Origin of the sequence: Psychrobacter sp. 72-O-c (assembly GCF_904846605.1) — a bacterium.
Classification (GTDB): Bacteria; Pseudomonadota; Gammaproteobacteria; order Pseudomonadales; family Moraxellaceae; genus Psychrobacter.
Genome location: NZ_CAJHBI010000024.1, coordinates 1 through 20,923, shown reverse-complemented (window position 1 = coordinate 20,923; position 20,923 = coordinate 1). Strand labels below are relative to the sequence as shown.

Annotated in this window: 18 protein-coding genes; 8 read left to right on the top strand and 10 right to left on the bottom strand. The window is 43.2% G+C overall.

What is annotated here, in order from left to right:
* Nucleotides 1-101: 101 nt before the first annotated feature.
* Together JMX97_RS09695 and JMX97_RS09690 are read right to left on the bottom strand one after the other, a co-directional pair.
* Nucleotides 102-779: a TIGR00730 family Rossman fold protein gene (locus tag JMX97_RS09695; RefSeq protein WP_201557571.1), complete on the bottom strand. Its 678-nt coding sequence runs from the start codon at nucleotides 777-779 to the stop codon at nucleotides 102-104.
* 513 nt (nucleotides 780-1,292) lie between these two features.
* Nucleotides 1,293-2,273 carry a radical SAM protein gene (locus JMX97_RS09690; RefSeq protein ID WP_201557569.1) on the bottom strand — a complete coding sequence of 327 codons (981 nt, stop codon included), beginning with the start codon at nucleotides 2,271-2,273 and terminating at the stop codon, nucleotides 1,293-1,295.
* 558 nt (nucleotides 2,274-2,831) lie between these two features.
* Here JMX97_RS09690 and JMX97_RS09685 point away from each other — a divergent pair.
* On the top strand, nucleotides 2,832-3,752 hold the full coding sequence (locus JMX97_RS09685; RefSeq protein WP_201557567.1) for an alpha/beta fold hydrolase: 921 nt from the start codon (nucleotides 2,832-2,834) through the stop codon (nucleotides 3,750-3,752).
* Nucleotides 3,753-3,827: 75 nt separating this feature from the next.
* Here JMX97_RS09685 and JMX97_RS09680 read toward each other — a convergent pair whose 3' ends face one another.
* A complete protein-coding gene (locus JMX97_RS09680; RefSeq protein WP_227671542.1) occupies nucleotides 3,828-4,520 on the bottom strand; it encodes a putative quorum-sensing-regulated virulence factor in 693 nt (230 codons plus the stop codon).
* Between the two features lie 146 nt (nucleotides 4,521-4,666).
* Here JMX97_RS09680 and JMX97_RS09675 point away from each other — a divergent pair, with 146 nt between their 5' ends.
* Entirely contained in the window at nucleotides 4,667-5,260 is a 594-nt protein-coding gene (locus JMX97_RS09675; protein WP_201557563.1) for a M23 family metallopeptidase, read from the top strand.
* Nucleotides 5,261-5,265: 5 nt separating this feature from the next.
* Here JMX97_RS09675 and phoR read toward each other — a convergent pair whose 3' ends face one another.
* The 3 genes from phoR to dtd form a co-directional block, all read right to left on the bottom strand.
* Nucleotides 5,266-6,660, bottom strand: a complete 1,395-nt coding sequence (gene phoR / locus JMX97_RS09670; RefSeq protein WP_227671541.1) for a phosphate regulon sensor histidine kinase PhoR — start codon at nucleotides 6,658-6,660, stop codon at nucleotides 5,266-5,268.
* Nucleotides 6,661-6,787: 127 nt separating this feature from the next.
* Entirely contained in the window at nucleotides 6,788-7,492 is a 705-nt protein-coding gene (phoB, locus tag JMX97_RS09665) for a phosphate regulon transcriptional regulator PhoB (RefSeq protein ID WP_201557561.1), read from the bottom strand.
* 173 nt (nucleotides 7,493-7,665) lie between these two features.
* Nucleotides 7,666-8,118 carry a D-aminoacyl-tRNA deacylase gene (gene dtd / locus JMX97_RS09660; RefSeq protein WP_201557552.1) on the bottom strand — a complete coding sequence of 151 codons (453 nt, stop codon included), beginning with the start codon at nucleotides 8,116-8,118 and terminating at the stop codon, nucleotides 7,666-7,668.
* A gap of 116 nt (nucleotides 8,119-8,234) precedes the next feature.
* Here dtd and asd point away from each other — a divergent pair, with 116 nt between their 5' ends.
* Complete coding sequence (gene asd, locus JMX97_RS09655; protein WP_201557550.1) at nucleotides 8,235-9,137, top strand: archaetidylserine decarboxylase; 903 nt, start codon at nucleotides 8,235-8,237, stop codon at nucleotides 9,135-9,137.
* A 113-nt stretch (nucleotides 9,138-9,250) separates the two neighbouring features.
* Here the strand turns inward: asd and JMX97_RS09650 are convergent, their stop codons facing one another.
* The 3 genes from JMX97_RS09650 to fadB all read right to left on the bottom strand — a co-directional run bounded on the left by JMX97_RS09650 (nucleotide 9,251) and on the right by fadB (nucleotide 13,568).
* A complete protein-coding gene (locus JMX97_RS09650; protein ID WP_201557548.1) occupies nucleotides 9,251-9,826 on the bottom strand; it encodes an isochorismatase family protein in 576 nt (191 codons plus the stop codon).
* 262 nt (nucleotides 9,827-10,088) lie between these two features.
* Complete coding sequence (gene fadA / locus JMX97_RS09645; protein ID WP_201557540.1) at nucleotides 10,089-11,261, bottom strand: acetyl-CoA C-acyltransferase FadA; 1,173 nt, start codon at nucleotides 11,259-11,261, stop codon at nucleotides 10,089-10,091.
* A 147-nt stretch (nucleotides 11,262-11,408) separates the two neighbouring features.
* Entirely contained in the window at nucleotides 11,409-13,568 is a 2,160-nt protein-coding gene (gene fadB / locus JMX97_RS09640) for a fatty acid oxidation complex subunit alpha FadB (protein WP_201557532.1), read from the bottom strand.
* Nucleotides 13,569-14,195: 627 nt separating this feature from the next.
* Here fadB and JMX97_RS09635 point away from each other — a divergent pair.
* The 3 genes from JMX97_RS09635 to JMX97_RS09625 all read left to right on the top strand — a co-directional run bounded on the left by JMX97_RS09635 (nucleotide 14,196) and on the right by JMX97_RS09625 (nucleotide 16,921).
* Nucleotides 14,196-15,248, top strand: a complete 1,053-nt coding sequence (locus JMX97_RS09635) for a polyprenyl synthetase family protein (RefSeq protein ID WP_201557523.1) — start codon at nucleotides 14,196-14,198, stop codon at nucleotides 15,246-15,248.
* Nucleotides 15,249-15,354: 106 nt separating this feature from the next.
* Nucleotides 15,355-16,173, top strand: coding sequence for a DUF72 domain-containing protein (locus JMX97_RS09630; protein ID WP_201557521.1), 819 nt, complete (start codon nucleotides 15,355-15,357; stop codon nucleotides 16,171-16,173).
* A 388-nt stretch (nucleotides 16,174-16,561) separates the two neighbouring features.
* On the top strand, nucleotides 16,562-16,921 hold the full coding sequence (locus tag JMX97_RS09625) for a hypothetical protein (protein ID WP_201557519.1): 360 nt from the start codon (nucleotides 16,562-16,564) through the stop codon (nucleotides 16,919-16,921).
* A gap of 173 nt (nucleotides 16,922-17,094) precedes the next feature.
* On the opposite strand, the gene JMX97_RS09620 is transcribed toward JMX97_RS09625, so the two are convergent.
* Nucleotides 17,095-17,724 carry a superoxide dismutase gene (locus tag JMX97_RS09620; protein ID WP_201557517.1) on the bottom strand — a complete coding sequence of 210 codons (630 nt, stop codon included), beginning with the start codon at nucleotides 17,722-17,724 and terminating at the stop codon, nucleotides 17,095-17,097.
* 554 nt (nucleotides 17,725-18,278) lie between these two features.
* On the opposite strand from JMX97_RS09620, the gene rdgB reads away from it, so the two are divergent.
* Nucleotides 18,279-18,923 carry an RdgB/HAM1 family non-canonical purine NTP pyrophosphatase gene (gene rdgB / locus JMX97_RS09615; RefSeq protein ID WP_201557515.1) on the top strand — a complete coding sequence of 215 codons (645 nt, stop codon included), beginning with the start codon at nucleotides 18,279-18,281 and terminating at the stop codon, nucleotides 18,921-18,923.
* A gap of 392 nt (nucleotides 18,924-19,315) precedes the next feature.
* On the top strand, nucleotides 19,316-20,659 hold the full coding sequence (gene tig / locus JMX97_RS09610; protein WP_201557509.1) for a trigger factor: 1,344 nt from the start codon (nucleotides 19,316-19,318) through the stop codon (nucleotides 20,657-20,659).
* The last annotated feature ends 264 nt before the right edge of the window (nucleotides 20,660-20,923 follow it).

Sequence of the window (20,923 nt, the reverse complement as noted above, 5' to 3'; positions counted from 1 at the left end):
AGACTAATCACTAGCCTTCTGTTCCGGTTTTTTATTTTATTTGGGTTGGTGGTTAGTTATTATTAGTTGCCCGCCTTATTTGCCCACTTTAGTTACCTGCCTTAATTACCCGCCATAGTATCTGTATCAACTTTGTCATCAATCTTAACGATCACTTGCAACAGTTCAATGGCCTCGTCAATCGTATTACAAACCACTAAGCGCTCAAGGTCTTGCTGCTTCATGAAGCCTTGGTCAGCCGTGTATTTCAAATGCTCAATCAAACAATCATAAAAACCATTGATATTCAGAATAATCATCGGTTTTTCGTGTTGATATAACTGTCGCCATGTCGCGATTTCCATGATTTCTTCTAGCGTACCTAGACCACCGGGTAAGGTGATAAAGGCATCCGCATATTCTGCCATCACCGTTTTACGTGTATGCATGGTATCGGTCAAGTGTAGACGTGTCAGTCCTTCATGCGCAATTTCATGTTTGAGCATAAAAGTTGGAATCACACCGACGGCTTGTGCGCCTCCTTTAATAACATCATCTGCCACCGCACCCATAAGGCCAATACTAGCACCACCGTAGACCAGACCCATACCATTTTCGGCTAAAGCTTGACCCAGCTCACGGGCAGCTTGTTCATAAATATCGCTATTACCCAAACGTGAGCCACAATAAACCGCGACCAAAGGCATAGCCAGCGTTGATTTATCCACGGCTTTTTCAATATTAGTAATATCTTGACTGGTTATTACTTCATAAGTGTCGTTGTTAATTTTCATCTGCATATAGTTTCCTTGATTTTTACTTAAATTAACATTTTTAACGCTGTTTTCAAATTATTTTTAGAGCGTTCTAGCATGGTTATCAGCAATATACCAATCACACATAATAAACACACACGATTAAGCCCTATAGTTGATTTGTTTTTAAACGGATGGAGTAGCTAGGAGAAATAGCCACTGGAGTGGCCTAGCCACAAAGCAAGTAGGAAAATATTTACCAGCTATAGGTGTCTACTAGCGCATCTATTTTATTAGATATTGACTATATTGCTAGCATTTATCTTACCATAGGCCACGCGATCTCGCGGCGACAGCGATTTAACACTACGCAATTACTACATTTTTTATGCTACTGCTTAGACTACCAAACACTTTGCCATCTAAGGCTTGGAAGCCTAGATCGGGATCAGTACAAAAACCTACCATCAGGAGTGCGATACCACTGTCGGTCTGCGTCGCCAACGGGCCACCAATAGCGGTGCAAAAAAGCCCTAGGCCAAACCACCAAAAACCAAACTAAGCAGGTGCCGAACAGCTAGCGCCATAGCGATAACAAGAGAAACATCGATGATGACGCAGCATAACTCGCTCATTCATGCTCTCAGCCAGTGACTCACCTAAATCGTATTGAGGATCGTCATCCACCAGCGTGCAAGCATACACCTTTACTGAATCCCCTTTTTTCACCAACATCCGCGTATACGTGCACATAAAATGTGCCCGACTCTCAACACTGGGGTATTTTTGCATACAGTTTTCAGTAATTTCCGGACTGCCGTCCTCCGAGCCCGGTATACCTAGATCTGGAAATACCGTGAACGCCAGATTCTGCGGAATACCCCACTCCTCGAATATCTCGCGGAACTTAGCATCCACTATGGAAGGTACTTCGTCAGCGTCGGTCTGACGCGCTATGGATACCTTGAAGCCCTGATCTACTAGCCAGCGTATGCCTTCTAACGCTTGATTAAAGCTGCCCTCACCCCGGTCTTTGTCGTGGCGGGCGCGGTCGGGGAAATCGAGACTGACGCGGAAATGAATGGGATAAAGGTTATTCAGTAGGGGTAACACTTGGTGCCGCCGCTTCAGCAGCGGCTCGGTAGCGTTAGTGAGCACAAAGCAGGGTCGATGTTGACTGGCATAGTTGAGGATATTCACAAAATCACGAATGACAAAAGGCTCGCCGCCGGTGAAGGAAAATTGCTCTACGTCCATACTCAAAGCTTCGTGAATAAAAGGTTTTACATCGCTCAGTTTCATTCCAGGAATACGTCCATCACCAGGGTGACTGCCTTCCAAGCAGAATGGACAGGCCAGATTGCAGGCGGTGCCAGTGTGAATCCATAATTCCTGTAACTTGTTTGCATCAATATAACCACGCGGTTCGTCGTTGCGGGTATGAGTCCAACTGTCGGCCGCACGGGCCTCCAGAACTTCCACTAGCGGAATTTGCTTGCGGGTCTTTTTGTTGGGCGGACTGGCTACAATCGAGGACATAAAAATTCCTTTTTTATTGAAATCTAATAGGCGTTGTCGCAATAAGGTGACTGATGCTGACGCTATAAAGGTCTCGAGTGACGCTAACGATGTGTTTTTTTCACCCTTGCCAGCACATGCTGGGACGAATGAACCTGCTTCCACTTGCGCACCATAGCTTTTACAGCTTCGTTTCAAGTTGAATACGGATGAATGATGCTGAGAATTTTGTCTTGGCACGGCGTCAGCACTTTTCTAAAACTGTAATCTTTACTTCAATAATAGCGCGGTCCAATCATCCCAGATAGTAGCGAGTAAGCTGATAATCGATACCCTTCTACAATAGTTGTTAACGATATACAAATTGCGCATAATAAACATAAATGAGATTAAACGCTATTGCCAGCATTTATATTACCATAAGTCGTATTATCACGCGGTAGCACCTATTTATCACTACGCAATGACTACATTGTTGTAAACTCTCGCAACTAAATCGACGGCAATTAACGCTGATGGATTGTTACTAATAAAGTGCCACCAAGCAATAGAAACGACAAAACTAACTAGGATAAAACAATGCACAATAAGCACACGCAATCTTCTTTAGATAAACAGGACAACGCTAATATCGATGTTTACTCACTAACTATAATGACCGAGCGTAATCAAGCGTTGACAGCCACCGTTTATCATCCTAAAGCTTCTGTAAAAAAAGCGGTAATAATTACGCCTGCGACAGGCATCAAGCGCCAGTTTTATCATAATTTTGCGCATTATTTAGCGGAACAGGGCTTTGGCGTGCTTACCTTTGACAATGAAGGCATTGGTGAGTCACTCACAACTGCTCTCGCTAAGTGTGATGCGTCACTGATAAGTTGGGGGCGTCATGATATGCCAGCAGTGCTTGACGCTTTGCAAGATGAATTTGCTGATGCCTCTTATCATCTAGTTGGTCATAGTGCTGGTGGTCAACTGATTGGCTTGATGCCAAATTACGAGTCTATTGCCTCTGTATTTAACGTCGCCTGCTCATCAGGATGTATTAAAAATATGGACATGCCTTATAAAATCAAAGCAATGGGCTTTATGGACTTTTTTATCCCCATAACCAATCTAACGTTAGGTTATACCCCTTCAGATAAGATAGGCATGGGCGAACCTTTACCTAAAGGCGTGGCTCGGCAATGGCGCGAGTGGTGCAATGGATCAGGCTACATCAAGACGGCCTTTGGCAAAAGTATACACACGCACTTTTATGACGACATTACTATGCCAGCATTGTGGTTGGGGTTCAGTGATGATGATATTGCCAATAACAAAAACATGGATGACATGATACGAGTCTATAGCCAGATGCCAGTACAAAAGCGCTTTTTAGACCCAAGAGATTTTGGACTTAGCAGTATCGGTCACATGCGTTATTTTAGTAGCAGGACACATGCAAAAGCACCTCAGCTATGGCAGATGGCTAGTAATTGGTTAAGCGAGCAGCCATAGACTCTTAATTGGACTTAACGGTCAATGAATTTATCGGTCTTAATAAACGTTTAGGGCTCATAAATATTGATGTCTTTACTTTTTTGCGTCCTCGGCTTCATCTAACTTTAAACGGTTGGTTAACGCAGAATATAACGACGGTTGCATGTTTTGGATGTTGCCTAGCATCCATTTAATGTAGCCGATGGGTACCTCTTTAATCGCTTGTCCTTTGTACTTACCAAACGGCATCTTACCTACGGGATTGGCAGTGTTTGAGATTTTATGGGCCGCGTCAAAATCGGTCGGCTCAATCTCTAGCCGTTCACAGCAGGCCTGATACAGTAAGTGGCACATACGTGCATCGCCTAATGCATCATGTGCGACAATAGTCATTTTAATTGCCGCACTTTTTCCCAATAATTGCTCAATACATTTAGATTGACTATAGGCGCTCCACTCTGGGAAGGCTACGCGGGCCAGTCTAACGGTACAAATGAGCTTAGCCGATGGCCGACCGATTACTCGCCAATCGAAGCGTACATTATGACCAATCAAATACTCCGGCAACTCAAATTCATCCAACTCAAAACGCTCAAGACCAGCCACATCCTGATCGGTAATCCCATGAATTCTGATAACGATTGGCGATATAGAACGACCACTGTTAAAGTATTTCATCCACTCAAAACCAGTAGCAACATTAATAGTCGCTACCTGAATAGGTCGTGGATCGCGACCTTGGTCGGTTTCAGTGTCGATAACAAGCGCAGTGGCAAGGTTGATCATATAAAAAACCATCGTAATCTAAAAGAAGCGTTATATTAGATATTATCAAAAACTTATGTAAAAATGCTATAAACAACAGCCCTATAGCGGCATCAATTTTGAAACAATACTATTCAAGCGGCTACAAGCGCATATAAGGAACGTCGATGCTACCAACTGAAAAAAATCGGCAACAACAACCAGCGTTGTTAAGCCGTTTGATAAGTGTACTGTTAAAGTCTATTTTCTTATTAGCGCTATTGTTTGTGCTGGATAAATTGCTACCCAGTATTAGCCAACAAACCCAATCCTTCGTGGTGTCAAAATGGCAGCAGATTAATCTATTACAACAGGAATTGCCCACAGAAAACAGCTTACCAAGTCCATTACCAGAACAGCATCTAACAGATACATGGGGCGGCGCTCGTAGCGAAGGTCGCTCCCATGAAGGCATTGATATTTTTGCCCCACGTGGTACGCCAATCAAATCGACAACAGCAGGGGTTGTCAGCAAGGTTGGGCAAAACAACTTAGGCGGACGCGTTGTGGTCATTGTGGGTCCTGGCGGCGCTGGGCATTATTACGCCCATATGGAAGACTACGCTGACATCAGCACCAATGATTGGGTCAATGCTGGCGATATTATAGGTTATGTGGGTAACAGTGGTAACGCTAAAGGCACACCGCCGCATGTGCATTATGGCATTTATATCAATGGCCGCGCGGTAAATCCCTATCCGCTGCTATCCAAAGATAACTAACAACTTTAGTGTTTTTCTGGGTTTTTTAGTTTATTGCTGTCTGAAAGCTTTTTATTTGTAGTAGTCAAAGCAGTTTTAGGTACGCAAATACTGGCAGGAGGAAATAAAATGCTAAAGGTCGAGCCTTGTCCTTCCTCCGACTCAATATTTAAGCTGGCTTGATGCTGATACAGGGCATGCTTCACTATTGCTAACCCTAGACCTGTTCCCCCGGTAGCGCGGCTACGGCCACTATCTACCCGATAAAAACGCTCGGTTAATCGGGAAATATGCTGCGGTGCGATACCGATGCCATCATCGATGACCGCAAACACGCAACCTTTCTCGGTCGCTGTCCAACTGATAACGATATTGCCGCCTTTTGGGGTATATTTGATGGCATTGACCACCAAATTTAGCAAGGCACTATTTATATACAGTTCCGCGCCGTATAGATTACTGTCAGTATTCACCTGCAAGCTAATTTGATGCCCATACTCTTTATTATAAACATTGGCATCGTCCAACAGCTGGGTGAGCAATCGCGTCATATCTATGAGGCTAAGCGCTGGTTTCTCTTCGTTCTCTAACCGAGATAATAATAACAAATCGTTGACAATACTGTTCATCCGCGAGGTTTGTTGGGTCATAAGTTTAAAACCGCGTTGCCACTGCGGCGCAATATCTGGCTGGTCAGAGAAGGTCTCAAGATAGCCCATTAGCACAGTCAACGGCGTGCGCAGCTCGTGCGAGACGTTGGCCACAAAGTCTTGACGCATTTGTTCTAAATGTTGCAAACGGGTTACATCATAAATTATCAACATCTTTTCGCCGCCAAAGTGCGTGACCTCACATTTTAGATAGCGTCCTGGATTTAGCCATGACACCATATGAATGCCGTTATTTGGAGAAACTGTCGTCTGATAATACTGCCGAAATTCTGGCACAGTAATTAAGTTGAAGATGCTATTACCTTGGTCGCTGGATTGTAGCGCCAGCAAGTCTTCTGCTGCCTGATTCCACCATTCCAAATCATCAGTATCGTTGAGCAAAATAACCGCATCTTGTAAGGCTAATAAAGAACTTCTAATTTTTTTAACCAAACCCATTAGTTTCTGTTGAGTGAGCCTTTCTTGTTTACGGTTTTGATACAGTTGCGACGCCACTACGCTGAGACCACCCAACATATCAGGAGACGGCGTATTCACCGGCTTATTGATCCAAGTATTGAACCGCTGCAAGGTATACATCCGCCACAAGCTATAGGATAGCAGCGCCGCGATGATACTTTCTAGTAAGTATGAGGTATAGAAACCTAATGCCACCCCACCGCTTAACCAAAACAGCAACCAGCTTATATCCGCCCACAGCAACGCATAACGGTTAGTTGGGCGTCGTTTGTTATCCGCTGGCTTCATCATATGAATATACTATCCTCACCACAGGCAACTGCATCGCTGTCGCCATGCCGTTTTTGTTAAACCATGCCATTTTTGTTGAACGTAGTTATCATTACTCCCCTACTTTTGCTACCCTATTCTTACTTAACTATTCTTGTTCAACCAAGCTAGAAAACCGATAACCAGTGCCGCGTACGGTTTGGATTAAGCTGGCACAGTCATAAGGTTGCAAGAGTTTGCGTAGACGGCGAATATGCACATCAATCGTACGGTCTTCTATATATACATTGCCACCCCATACTTGGTCAAGCAATTGAGTACGGGTATAAGCTCGCTCCGGATGACTCATAAAGAACGCCAATAATCTATATTCAGTTGGCCCAATATCAATCACCTTGCCATCGGCACTGACCCGCTGACTTTTGGGGTCAAGGCTCAATCCTGCTACTTCAATGGGCTTATCGGCACTCAGTGCACTGCTTCGACGCAGCACCGCCTTAATTCGCGAGACCAGCTCACGTGTTGAGAACGGCTTAGTAATATAATCATCCGCCCCCGCATCCAGCCCTTGCACTTTATTGTCTTCTTCGCCTTTGGCCGTGAGCATAATGACCGGAATCTCGGAGAGCAGCTCGTCTTTTTTGAGCATCCGGCAAAAATCAACGCCACTTTTATCACCCGGTAGCATCCAATCTAGTAAAATGAGTGCGGGACGATGGTCAACCACTTGTTGGTGCGCCTCCGCTATATCGACGGCTTGCAAACAGTCAAATCCGGCCATCTCTAATGTCATGACAATCATTTCACGGATTGCCGGCTCATCTTCGACAATCAAAATTTGCTCATTCTGCATACGATAGCCTTTTTTTAATGACAGCTTTTAAATGATAAGTAGTAAATGGTGAGTTGAAGGAATATGCAAACATAATAGTAAACGCTCGCCATCTTCCCCTTATTAAACAACTTTATTATGACGGCTTGATGACAATTTAAATTATCTGACAGCTTATTAAATTAACAAATAGCTTAAACTTCCAATAAAAAGTTTAGCGGCCCATCATTAATACTCTCAACTTGCATATTAGTCCCAAACTGACCGCTGGCAACTATAGAATGCTGAGTTTCTGCATAAACTATCAGCTCAGCGAATAAGGCTTGCGCGGCATCGGGCTTCATAGCTGCGCCAAAATCTGGCCGACGACCATTATTGGTGTTGGCCATTAAAGTAAACTGTGAAATCAGTAACAGTCCGCCACCAACTTGCTGTACGTTTTGATCAAGCTTGCCAACTTTGGAAGGATCAGTAGTATTCTCAAAAATGCGGTAAGTTAGAATTTTATCCACTAACCGCTGCGCATTATCAAACCTATCGTCATGCCCCAGCCCAATATAAGCTAATATTCCGTACTCAATTCTGCCAATACAACTGTCATCAACCGTGACGCTGGCACGGCTCACCCGTTGAATAAGTGCTTTCATTTATTAATTCCTTAGCAGATTATGATCATACCCTAATACGCGGTTCATGTTAAAATACGGCTATTGATTTACTTATTTTCTATTCTTATTTTAAACCCTATTCCGGTAACCTTGTCATGAATTTATTTACTACTCTACAGCAGTTTGTCCCGCAGCAGCAGCTGAGCAAAGTTGCTGGACGCTTGGCCGCTAGCCGTCACCCTGTCGTCAAACGCGTCTTTATTCGCAGCTTTGCCAAAGCTTATAACGTTCATTTGGATGACTATGAGCGTCAGAGCTTCAAAGCTTATGAGAGCTTTAACGACTTTTTTACCCGTGAGCTTAAAGACGATGCGCGCACCATTGATAGCACTACCAATGGTATCGTCAGCCCCGCCGATGGCGTGATATCACAGTTGGGTCAGATACAGGATCATAAGCTGCTACAAGCCAAAGGTCGGCATTACGATGTGGGTCAGCTGCTTGCTGATAGTGAAGATGGCAGTTATTTCGCAGATGGTAGCTTTGCCACGGTCTATCTCGCGCCCAGCAACTATCACCGCGTCCATATGCCATTTGATGGCACCTTAACCAAAACCCGTTACGTTCCCGGCACATTATTTTCGGTTAATACTACCACTGCCGTTAATATTCCTGACTTATTTGCTCGTAACGAGCGCTTGGTATGTATGTTTGATACTCAGTACGGCAAGGCCGCAGTAGTAATGGTCGGTGCGATGATTGTCGCTGGTATCGAGACAGTCGCTACTGGCAAAATCACTCGTACGGATGATATTCAAGAGACGAGTCATAACATGAGCTTGGCAAAAGGCGACGAGCTCGGATGCTTTTATTTGGGCTCAACAGCTATTGTAGTATTGCCAAAAGCTGCAATAGCGGACTGGCAAGACAATATGACCGCTAATGCTAGTGTGCAAATGGGACAGTTATTAGGTAAGTCCCATATGAAGGTTAATGCTAATACTGCCAACATTGATGAGAAAAATACTAGCGCTGCGAATGACGATAAAGAAACATAAACCATCATTTTTTAATCTAAGATCTATAAAACCAAGGGTTTGTCATCACTGACAAACCCTTTTTTGATGTCATAAGTAAGTAGCTCTTTAATTTAAGCACTTCAATCAAAACCCTACTTAATCAGATTACTAATAGTTTTGAATGCAGGATCTTTACTACTACGGCATAGCTCAAACAAGATAGTTTCTACAGTAGTAATCACCCCGCCAGCACGGCGAATACGACGAATAGCTTGCTTTTTATCGTAAGGAAAACGCGAGCCTACCGCATCACCAATGATGACCGGCTGCATACCATTATCGAGCAAATCAAGCGCCGTTTGTAAGACACAGACATGAGTTTCAACGCCGAATAGTAAAACAATACTACGATTTTGCTGAGCAAGATGGTTCCATGAGTCATCATTATCACAGGCACTGAATGTGACTTTCTCAAAACCTTTGGCATTAGCGCCTTCTAATAGCTCACGAATCTCAGGCAACGTATCGCCTAAGCCTTTTTTGTATTGCTCATTCAGCATGATCGGAATGTCAAGTGCTTGTAGACCTTTGACTAAAGTGGTTATTTTCTTGACGATATTTTCATGGTCGTAGATGTGCGGGGTCAGACGTTCTTGGACATCAATAATCATCGCTTGCGTATTTTCGCGGGCAATGCGGTAGGTGCGGTCGGTAATCATAGTGGGCATAGTACACTCCTTGTACGGCTAAAACCTATATGTATAGGTTGTTTTAACTTCAGATTTAGCATGAAATTATAGTTATTAATTATACTCTTATTTAGTCATAGTTTATCTGGTACGTCAATGAGGATAACCTATAGTAACAACTTATGGTTTTTTCATTCCATATCTTTCATGTCTGCCATTAATGCAAAAACCCCCAGTCATGATGACTGAGGGTTTTTGTTAAAACGCTTAATTACTGTGAAATTATTGAAACATCAACTGCTTATACACGCTCAATGATCGTAGAGATACCTTGACCAAGACCGATACACATCGTAGCCAGACCGACTTCAGTATCCATCTGTTCCATTGCGTTAAGCAAAGTCACAGTAATACGTGCGCCTGAACAACCCAGTGGGTGACCTAGGGCAATTGCACCACCATTGACGTTAATAATGTCTTGCTTGTCAGTCAAGTTCAGAGCTTTAAGCACTGACAGACCTTGAGCCGCGAAGGCTTCGTTAAGCTCGATAGTTTGCATGTCATCGATGCTCATGCCAGCGCGTTTTAGCGCTTTTTGCGTTGCTGGTACAGGGCCGTAACCCATAATAGCAGCGTCACAACCGGCAATTGCCATACTGCGAATACGAGCACGCGGCTTAAGACCTAAGTCTTTCGCTTTTTGCGCGCTCATCACTAGCATTGCTGACGCACCATCAGACAAGGCTGATGAAGTCGCTGCGGTTACCGTACCGCCTTTAGGGTCGAAGGCTGGGCGTAGCGCTTGCATTTGTTCCATAGTGGCATCAGGACGAATCACTTCATCAACCGTACACAGTTGCAAACGACCAGCAGCATCATGACCTTCGATACCGATGATTTCATTGTCAAAACGACCTTCAGTCGTCGCTTCCCATGCACGGCGATGAGATTCAAGACCAAACGCATCTTGCTCTTCGCGGCTGATATTGTTCATACGGCCAAGCATTTCAGCGGTCAAGCCCATCATATTTGAGGCTTTGGCATAGTGCTTAGACGCTGCTGGGTTTAGATCGACGCCATGCATCATACCGACGTGACCCATATGCTCAACACCACCAATGATGAAAGTATCACCTTGGTTGGTCATGATTTGCGCAGCGGCCGTGTGTAGCGCCTGCATGGAAGAGCCACACAGACGGTTAACGGTTTGACCGCCAGCGGTCTTAGGGATATCAGCTAGTAAACCGATGTTACGGCCGATGTTTAGACCTTGCTCTAGAGTCTGGTTGACACAACCCCAGATAATATCTTCGACGTCACGTGGATCAAAGTCGTTACGCTCTACTAAAGCGCGAACCAATTCAGCAGATAAGCTATCAGCGCGCACATGGCGGAACATGCCGTTCTTGGTTTTACCCATCGCCGAGCGTACGCCATCTACGATGACCACATCTTTTGGACTTAAAGTTGTCATATGCATTCCTTTCAATTTTTTATTGTCAGTGGCAGTACTACTATACTCGCATCGTTTAACCAATTATAAGGGGTTGAATCAATAACAAATTATCATCAACCGCTACCGAGCATGCGTACTGCGCTTCATCCTAGTAATGACTGCCCGTTACGCCGTTGCGTAAAAGGTATCGCCTGCTGCTGCCATATCGCGAATCTTTTGCGGGGCTTCATAAGCTTTGCCAAGGTGCGCATATTTTTCGCACAGCGCCAGATAGTTATCAAGACCCATTTGGTCGACATAACGGCATGGGCCACCACGGAATGGTGGGAAACCAACGCCCATAATCATGGCCATATCAGCTTCAGATGGCGTCGATACGATATTGTCTTCTAAGCAGCGTACGGTTTCATTACAAAAAGCCAGCATAGTGCGATCGATGATAGTTTGATCGTCGAACTCTTGCTTAGTGCTGTCGGTCGTGTCTTTGAGCAACGCATAAGTGGCATCATCAGCAACTTTTTTCGGCTTGCCGCGTTTGTCCATTTCATACTTATAGAAACCAACGCCGTTTTTCTGACCCAGACGATTATTGTCATAAAGATGCTGAATTGCGCCTTTATAGTCAGGTTTCATACGGTCAGGATAGCCTTCTGCCATCACTTCTGCGCCATGAACACCAGTATCTAGACCAACGACGTCGATCAGATAAGCAGGGCCCATTGGCCAGCCGAATTTTTCCATGACTTTATCGACATGGACAAAATCTGCGCCTTGCTTAAGTAACAAGTCAAAAGCACCAAAGTATGGGAATAGCACACGGTTGACTAAGAAACCTGGGCAATCATTGACCACAACAGGTACTTTGCCCATTTTGGTTGCTAGAGCGACCGTCGTGGCAATGGCTTCTTCTGAAGACTTCTCACCGCGAATAACCTCAACCAACGGCATGCGATGCACAGGGTTGAAGAAATGCATACCGACGAAGTTTTCTGGACGCTCAAGTGCTTCAGCTAGATAAGTAATAGAGATAGTTGAAGTATTTGAAGCTAAAATACAATCGTCTTTAACCAAGCCTTCCACTTCTTTAAGTACCGAACGCTTAACTTTTGGATTCTCAACAACCGCTTCAATAACAATGTCAGTATCGCTAAAGTCACCATAGTTCAATGTAGGACGAATACGACTTAAGGTTTCACCCATTTTGGTGGCAGTCATCTTGCCGCGATCAACCATTTTACCAAGCAACTTGCTGGCTTCACCCATACCAAGGTCTAATTGCTCAGACTTGATATCTTTCATGATAATTGGCAAGCCTTTGCTGGCTGCCTGATAAGCGATACCGCCGCCCATGATGCCTGCGCCTAGTACCGCAGCTTCATTGATTTCATGCGCTTGCTTGCTGTGTTGCTTGGCCAGTTTTTTGACCAACTGATCGCTTAAGAACAGACCAACCAAGCTCTCTGCTTGTGGGGTTTTGGCGGCTTTAGCAAAGCCTGCTGCTTCCACTTCAATCGCTTGATCACGAGGTAGATTAACGTGCTCTTCGATAGCTGCAATAGCCAGTGCTGGCGCAGGATATTGCTTAGGATTGGCTTTGGCAAAGATCATAGCTTTTGCGCTATTGAACGCCATTGTTTGCTCAAGCTGGTTCAGCTTAACGGGGTTTAACTTCTCTTCGCGTTTGGCTTCCCAGTCAAGTTCACCTGAAATACATTTTTTGACCAAATCAATGGCAGCATCTTGCAAGTCATCAGCAGGAACGGTCGCATCAACCAAGCCCAGTTTTAGCGCATCAAGCGCTTTTTTAGGCGTGCCGGTTGCGATAAGTTCAAGTGCATTGTCGATACCGATGATACGTGTACTACGTACGGTACCACCAAAGCCTGGGAAAATACCCAGTTGAGTTTCAGGCAAACCAATAATCGCCTTGTCACTCATGACGCGATATTCACAAACCAGAGTCATCTCACAACCACCGCCAAGCGCCGCACCATTAATGGCCGCAACTTTAGGGAATGGCAAGTCTTCAAAGCGGTTAAAGGCGTCGTTGACTTTGACGCCCCAGTCTCTAATCTCGCTTTCAGACTTCCTAAAAGAGGCGACGAATTCTGTAATATCAGCACCAGCGATAAAGACGCCTTTGCTTGACGTTACGATCAAACCTTTAACGTCATCGGCTTTCTCAAGTGCAGTTACGACTTCGCCAAATTGCTTATTAGTTTCAGCATCGAACTTGTTCACGCTCTCGTTTTCGGCGTTGTATTGCATGTTGACGATGCCATCCTCTAGCATTGTCACCGTGATGCGATTTCCTTGGTATACCATGTGGAACTCCTTGCTATATAATAAAAGCTACGTTTTAAAGTTAAAGTAAATAGCCAGTTATTGTTAATAAAACAGGTAATAACACAGTCAATCTGACAGATTAACCGCGATGATGTCTTTATTATCCAGCGCTCATTGCTTTATCTAGCATGCATTGCTATGGCGCTTCATTTTTATACTTTTTTTGCTTATATTTGGCTCAATAGTTGGCTTTATCGGTCAGATAACCTGTTTATATACTCAGCATTTAAATCATTAAGCCGTCTTAACATCAATTAGTGTAGGGGATTATGCCCCCAACTGTCACAAGCTAATACCGGACTCGTAAGTCACTATCAAGCATTTACCTCTGTAATTACGTACTTTACATGCATGAGTGTGTACTGGTTTTTAGGGTCATAATGTTGCTAACATTATCAATAGTGCTGTTTAGGTTGTCAGTAATACGGTTAAAATTTTCAAGGGTACTACAGTCACTCACCGCTTTATCAGAACACATTAAGACGGCAAGTTAAATCATCAATACGTAACCAAAATAAATAACGCTTAAAGCGTCCATACAAGCCTCAGCATCTATCATGCTACACTAACTGTATTTCTATTGTTCACCTTATCATTGGTTAGATTATGACTGTTTCTTCTGCGCCACGCTTTGTCCCTTTTAATAATTTCGAGTCGTTTCACAACAGGCTACGCGCACAATTAGCGCAAGATATTGATACCCTATTTGCCTATGCTCAATTGCCCAGCCCATTAATAGACGCCTGCCGTTATGTAATGACCGGTCAAGGGAAACTGGTTCGGCCATTATTAGTAGCAAGTGCCTTTGTTAGTATAAAAGCAGCTAGCATAAGTGCCACCAATAATTCCTCTGTAACTGAACTAGCAAATACTACCGATGAAAATGAAACAGACAATTTAGATAGCTTAGACAATTTGGATAAGCTTTTACATGGCCAAGCGCACTACGATATGTGCCGCCGTGCCGCATTGGCGGTAGAGTTACTGCACACCTACTCATTAGTGCACGATGACTTGCCATGTATGGATGACGATGAGCTACGCCGTGGTCAGCCGACTGCTCATATAGTATTTGATGAGGCGACTGCTCTGCTGGCTGGTGATGTGTTACAGACCCTAGCTTTTGAGGTATTGACCGCAGAAATCCCGACCTTTATACCTTTTGATTCGCAAATAGCCAGCCAGCTATCAGCTCTATTTGCACCGCGAGCACGGCGTATGGTGGCAGGACAAATGCTTGATATCAACGCTGAAGCCAGCAGCAATATCACCCAAGACGATTTAGAAGCTATTCACCGTGACAAAACAGGTGCCTTGATTGAGGCAGCAGTATTGATGGGTGGAATCTGTGCGCAAGCAACTGCCCCACAACGTATCGCATTGCAAGATTGTGCGCAGCATATTGGGCTGGCTTTTCAAGTACAAGATGACATTTTAGACGTCACTACCAGTACCGATACCTTAGGCAAACCCGCTGGCAGCGATGAAAAGTTAGACAAATCTACCTATGTTAAATTGATGGGTGTTGACGCCGCCAAAGATTATTCGCAGTCACTATTTAATGACGGACGGGCGGCAATTACTCGTGAGCTTGGCAACAATACAGAAAGTGATGCGCTACTTGAGCTTATTGAATGGCTCTGGTCTCGTAAAAAATAGACACGTAAGAAATAGACGTGTAAAAAATAGTCTAGGAAAATAAGCTCATAAATATAAATGGACAACAACAGACCCATAAAAAAGGACTTAAATGTAGAGGGCGGCTATGACTAATATCAATACCCAACGTATTTATCTAGGCACTGGCGGCTATAGCGATACCGACTTATTAGGCACGCTTTATCCAACCGGTACTAAGAAAACGGACTTCTTACGTGAGTATGCCAAACAATACGGGGCGGTAGAGATTAATAGCACTTTTTACGCACCTATTGGTCAAAAAGCCTTTGCGGGTATGGTTAATAAAGCCTATGTCCAAGCCGAAAGTGAATTGCAATTCGCCGTCAAGCTTCATCAAGATTTCACTCATGCCCGTAAAGGCAGTCCCGAACATGCACAAGCCTTTCTTACTGCCCTAACCCCTCTTATCGAAGCAAATTGCCTAGCGCCATTGTTATTACAGTTCCCGCATGGCTTTGATCGCACTCGCGACAATAGGCTCTATCTAGCCAATCTAGTCAGCTGGTTTAAAGACTATCCCTTAGCGGTTGAGTTTCGTCATAACAGTTGGCACACGCCACAAGTCGTCGATAGCTTTGGCGAGCAAAGTCTTATCTGGTGCAGCGTTGACTATCCCAAAGTGAAAGGTCTACCGCCATCACGACTGATATTTACCCAGCGTACGGGCTATCTGCGCATGCATGGTAATAATCTAAATTGGTGGGATGCGATGAGTGCCAGCGACCGTCATGACTATCGTTACAGCGAAGCAGAAATGCAGGATTGGGCGCAAGCGATTGCCAATCAGCGTCAGCATTTTGATACCTTATATATCTTCTTTCAAAATACGGTTAATGCGCATGCTTTTTATAATATTGCGATGTTACGTGAGGCGTTGGTTAAGTTTGGGTTTGAAGTGTTGTAGTATTAATGGGCTTAAGCAAATCTGAGGCGATAAACGAGTTCTGATGAAGATAAGGAATATGGAGTAATACTTGTGGATGAACTATTTTTGATGGGCAGGGATTGTGACAAAAGAAAGGCTCACTAAGTAAGTTAAATCACATTGATTATAATATACCTCCCCCTATCTCTATAGAACATCGACCTCTATAGAACATCGATTTCTTGTAATAATCTAACTAATATTTGAAATAACAAACTACTTAGACACAAAATTTATAATGGACTATTTCTTCATATATTATATTTAGCTATTAAATATTTAGCGTCTTATTACTCTCTTGAAAACTAGCTATTAAGCCTTCATATGATAATAGCGTGCAATTATATGATATAGGAAGTGAAGATTTATGAAGGATTTTAATAGCTTAGAAAGTGTAGCTCAAGCTTTAGAGGAAGGTGACTTTTCAGGTGTAGATACTGATATTGAAACTGTTGAAGAGCTTGTAGATGCACTAGTCGCTACTGGAGATATAGATCAGGTTTTTGTAAGCCATGATGATCATCTCGGTCTAAAAGATGGTCTGCCAAGTGAGTTTCTCAACTTACTATTAAGCGAAGCTACTAAACCAGAATTTGAAGATGAATTAGAAGAAATTCTAGACCAAGCAAATATAATTATTCCTCTAGCGAATAGGGAGTTATCTGAAGACGACATTGATGACATACGAGAAGATAAAATTTATCGAGGTGAAGACCCTGACGATTAACTTATATATATTACATAGAAGTAAAGATGACGAACAAGTAGTTATATGACGCTTTGAGTAAATTTAGCGACAAAAAAAGGACACCTCGCGGCGTCCTTTTTTTCTTACTTATAAAGCTAAGACAATCTGATTTTTGAAGATGTACTTATAGAAGATGTACTTATAAAAGTTACTTACTCTTCAACACCAGCATCTTGACCTTTATATTTCGCATTCGCGTAGTCCCAGTTCACTAGCTTATCTAGGAAGGTATCAACGTAATCAGGACGACGGTTACGATAATCGATATAGTACGCATGTTCCCATACATCACAAGTCAATACGGCTACTTGACCATGGGCTAATGGGTTATCAGCGTTACCAGTTTTGGCGATTGATAGTTTGCCGCCGACTTTATCTGTAACGAGCCATGCCCAACCTGAACCAAACTGTGAAGTTGCTGCGTTTTTGAACTCTTCACGGAACTTATCATAGCTACCGAAGTCTTCTTCGATTTTGCCTTTTAAGTCACCAGTAGGTTCGCCGCCGCCATTCTCAGGCGTCATGCAGTTCCAATAGAAGGTATGGTTCCATACTTGGGCTGCTTGGTTAAACATAACTTTTTTGCTGTCATCTTCAACCGTTGCTTTGATGATTTCTGGCAGTGTTTTGTCTTCTAGACCAGAACCTGGTAGCAAATCATTTAGCTTATTCACATAAGCGGCGTGATGCTTGTCATGATGAAACTCTAGAGTCTCAGCGCTGACATGTGGCTCGAGTGCGTCTTTTGCATAGGGCAAATTTGGTAAAGTAATCTTTGACATAGTTATTTTATCCTTGCTGGTTTAGCCATTAATCTTATGTTCCAATTGCGCGTCTGTCATAAAAATATTTGCTTTAACACACCTACCTCAAACTTCACAGACAACACAATCGTTACTGCGATATTTTAAGGTATTGTTTAAACTTATAACCATAAAATATCGAGCTAAATTGGCTGAGTTTATTGTTAATTAGAATTATTACTCAATGTGCTATTGCACATCGTTATAAATTTAGAGGTTAAGCACATAACTGTTAGTTAATTAATACTAGCCAGTTGATGCATTAATCTATTGTTAATTTTAAATTTACAACTCATAAGCTATAATTCACTGTAGCTTACTGGTCATTATAGCAACGATTGCGGACAATATCCGTTACCGAATGTTATAGTCGCCTTAATTCGACTATTTTAAGTAGTTTATAGAGGGTATGGGTTAGCAAACTACCTACTTGAAGCATCAAATAATCGTCCCAATTAACAATAAACCATAATAATTTGATAGCCAATAATCGAACAATCAAATAATAAATACTTAAATCACGGACTTGTCCTATGAGCGATGCAGAAACCCAATTACAGACCACCCAGAAGAATCAGACCACTTGGGTGCTTGCCAGTAATAATAAAGGCAAACTTGCTGAATTCAAAAGACTGTTTGCCGAAGCCAATCTAGACGTTACTATCATTCCGCAAGGCGAGCTGGATATTGAAGATGCTGTCGAGGATGGTCTTAGCTTCATTGAGAACGCCATCATCAAAGCACGTCATGCCAGCCGTATTAGTGGCAAGCCAGCTATTGCTGACGATTCAGGACTATGCGTGCCGGTACTTGGTAATGCGCCTGGAATATATTCAGCCCGTTACGCTGGCGAACACGGTAATGATGCGAATAATAATGCCAAACTCGTCGCCGACTTGCAGCCTATCCGCGATAAGCAATCCGATCGGCCTATTAAGGGTATGTTTGTCTGTGTGCTGGCAATGGTTCGCCATGCCGATGACTCGCTACCGATTATCGCGCAGGGATTGTGGAAAGGTGAGATTTTAGACCAGCCGCATGGCGAGGGCGGTTTTGGTTATGATCCGCTATTTTGGTTACCTGATATGCAAGCAACGGCTGCCAGCTTAAACGCTACTGATAAAAATCAGGTCAGTCATCGCGGGCAAGCTATCCAGCAGTTATTGCAACAGCTATAAAATAGTCTATCATTACAGCTGGCTTTTTCTGCTGTGACTTCATCATGACTACTAAGGTCATGAGAGTTTGTAAACGCCTATAGCAGACAAAACAGATAACTTTTACTTTAATTAACAGATAGATTATACTGTTCTACTTTTAAAATTTTATCGAAAGCCGCTATTTATCGCTTTAATTCATTAAAAAGCATTACTATTAAAGCGTATTAGTGGATTATTATTGATATTGGGCATTCTATATTGTTTATATCGATAGTGTCACTGGTGATTGCCAGTCGTACTATCTGGATGTCGATATCCCCTATTCTTTTCATTCCAACAGCAATCGGCATAACGAGTCCCCATTTTGAGGCGCGATTGCCTGTTATTTTAATCCTAAAGGTGTAATCAACATGGCTACAGATTTACAGATCACAACCAACAAGCTGTCTGAAAAAGAAACCCAGCTGACGGTTAAAGTACCTGTCGAAAAAATTCAAAACAAAGTTGAAGGCCGTATTCGTCAAGTTGCGAAAACCGCCAAAATTGACGGTTTCCGTAAAGGCAACGTTCCTATGTCGCATATCCGCAGCCAATATGGTGCTGGTATTCAACAAGAAGTTATTAACGATGTAATCCGCGATACTGTATTTGAAGCGATTAAAGCTGAAGATATCCGCGCTGTCGGCATGCCTAACATCGATGATGTAAAACTTGAAGACGATTTCTTAGTGTATCAAGCAACGGTTGAAATCTTCCCAGAAGTTGACGTGCAAGGTATTAACGACATTGAAGTTGAACGTCATACCGCCACTGTTAAAGAAGAAGATGTTGACACTATGATCGAAAATCTACAAAAGCAACGTGAAGAGTTTGTAGAGAAAAAAGGCAAAGCAGCTAGCGGTAATCAGGTTATATTTGACTTTGAAGGCACAATCGACGGCGAGAAATTTGAAGGCGGCTCATCTGAAGACTTCAAATTGGTTATCGGTAGCAACCAGATGATTCCAGGTTTTGAAGCGGGTATCAAAGGCATGAAAGCCGATGAAGAAAAAACCATCGACGTAACTTTCCCAGAAGACTATCAAGCGGAAGATCTTGCTGGTAAAGAAGCCCAATTCAAAATTAGCGTTAAGAAAGTTGAAAAATCTAAACTTCCTGAAATCAATGAAGAGTTCCTTGAGCTGTTCGGCGTGACCGAGGGCGGCGTTGAGAAACTAAAAGACGACGTTCGTAAGAACATGGAACGCGAAATCAAAAATGCTGCCCGTAGCCAAGTTAAGCAAGCTACTTTTGATGCCTTGTTAGAAAAGAACGAGTTTGACGTGCCAAACGCCATGCTAGAGCAAGAAATTGAGCGTCAACGTAGCATGATGATGCAACGTTTTGCTCAACAGTTCGGTTCAAGCGCTGATAGCTTTGACAAAGACATGTTGCCAAATGAGCTATTTGAAGAGCAAGCATTGCGTGCCGCCCGTCTTGGTATCATCGTTGCTCGCGTTATCGACACTAAAGGTATAGAAGTTGACCAAGCGCGTGTTGAGACTTTCATCAAAGAATCTTCAGAAAACTACGAAGATCCGGCAGAAGTCATCGAGTACTACACTAATGATAAGCAGCAGCGCGCTAACATTGAGTCTGTAGTGCTAGAAGACCAAGTGGTTGATTATCTGATTGAGCAAGGTAAAGTAACTGACAAAGAAGTCAGCTATCAAGACCTTCTTGCTGCCCAGCAACAACAGCAGCAAGCAATGTAGTTTAGACTGAGCGCTATCTGTTTTTAGATTAGATAGCGCTTACGTTCTTGACTCTATACCAATACGGCCCTGATCTTTTGATCGGGGCCGTATTTTTTTGTGCAAACCAAGTAGCAATCTAAGTAATATCTCAATTGGTATAGTCAATAAACCAAAAAAGAACTACAATACCTAAATGACCTACTCAAATGATTTTCGACAACTCGTATTAAGCAAGATTGCAGCAGGGCAAACGGTACGCCGCGTTGCCCAAGACTTTAATAT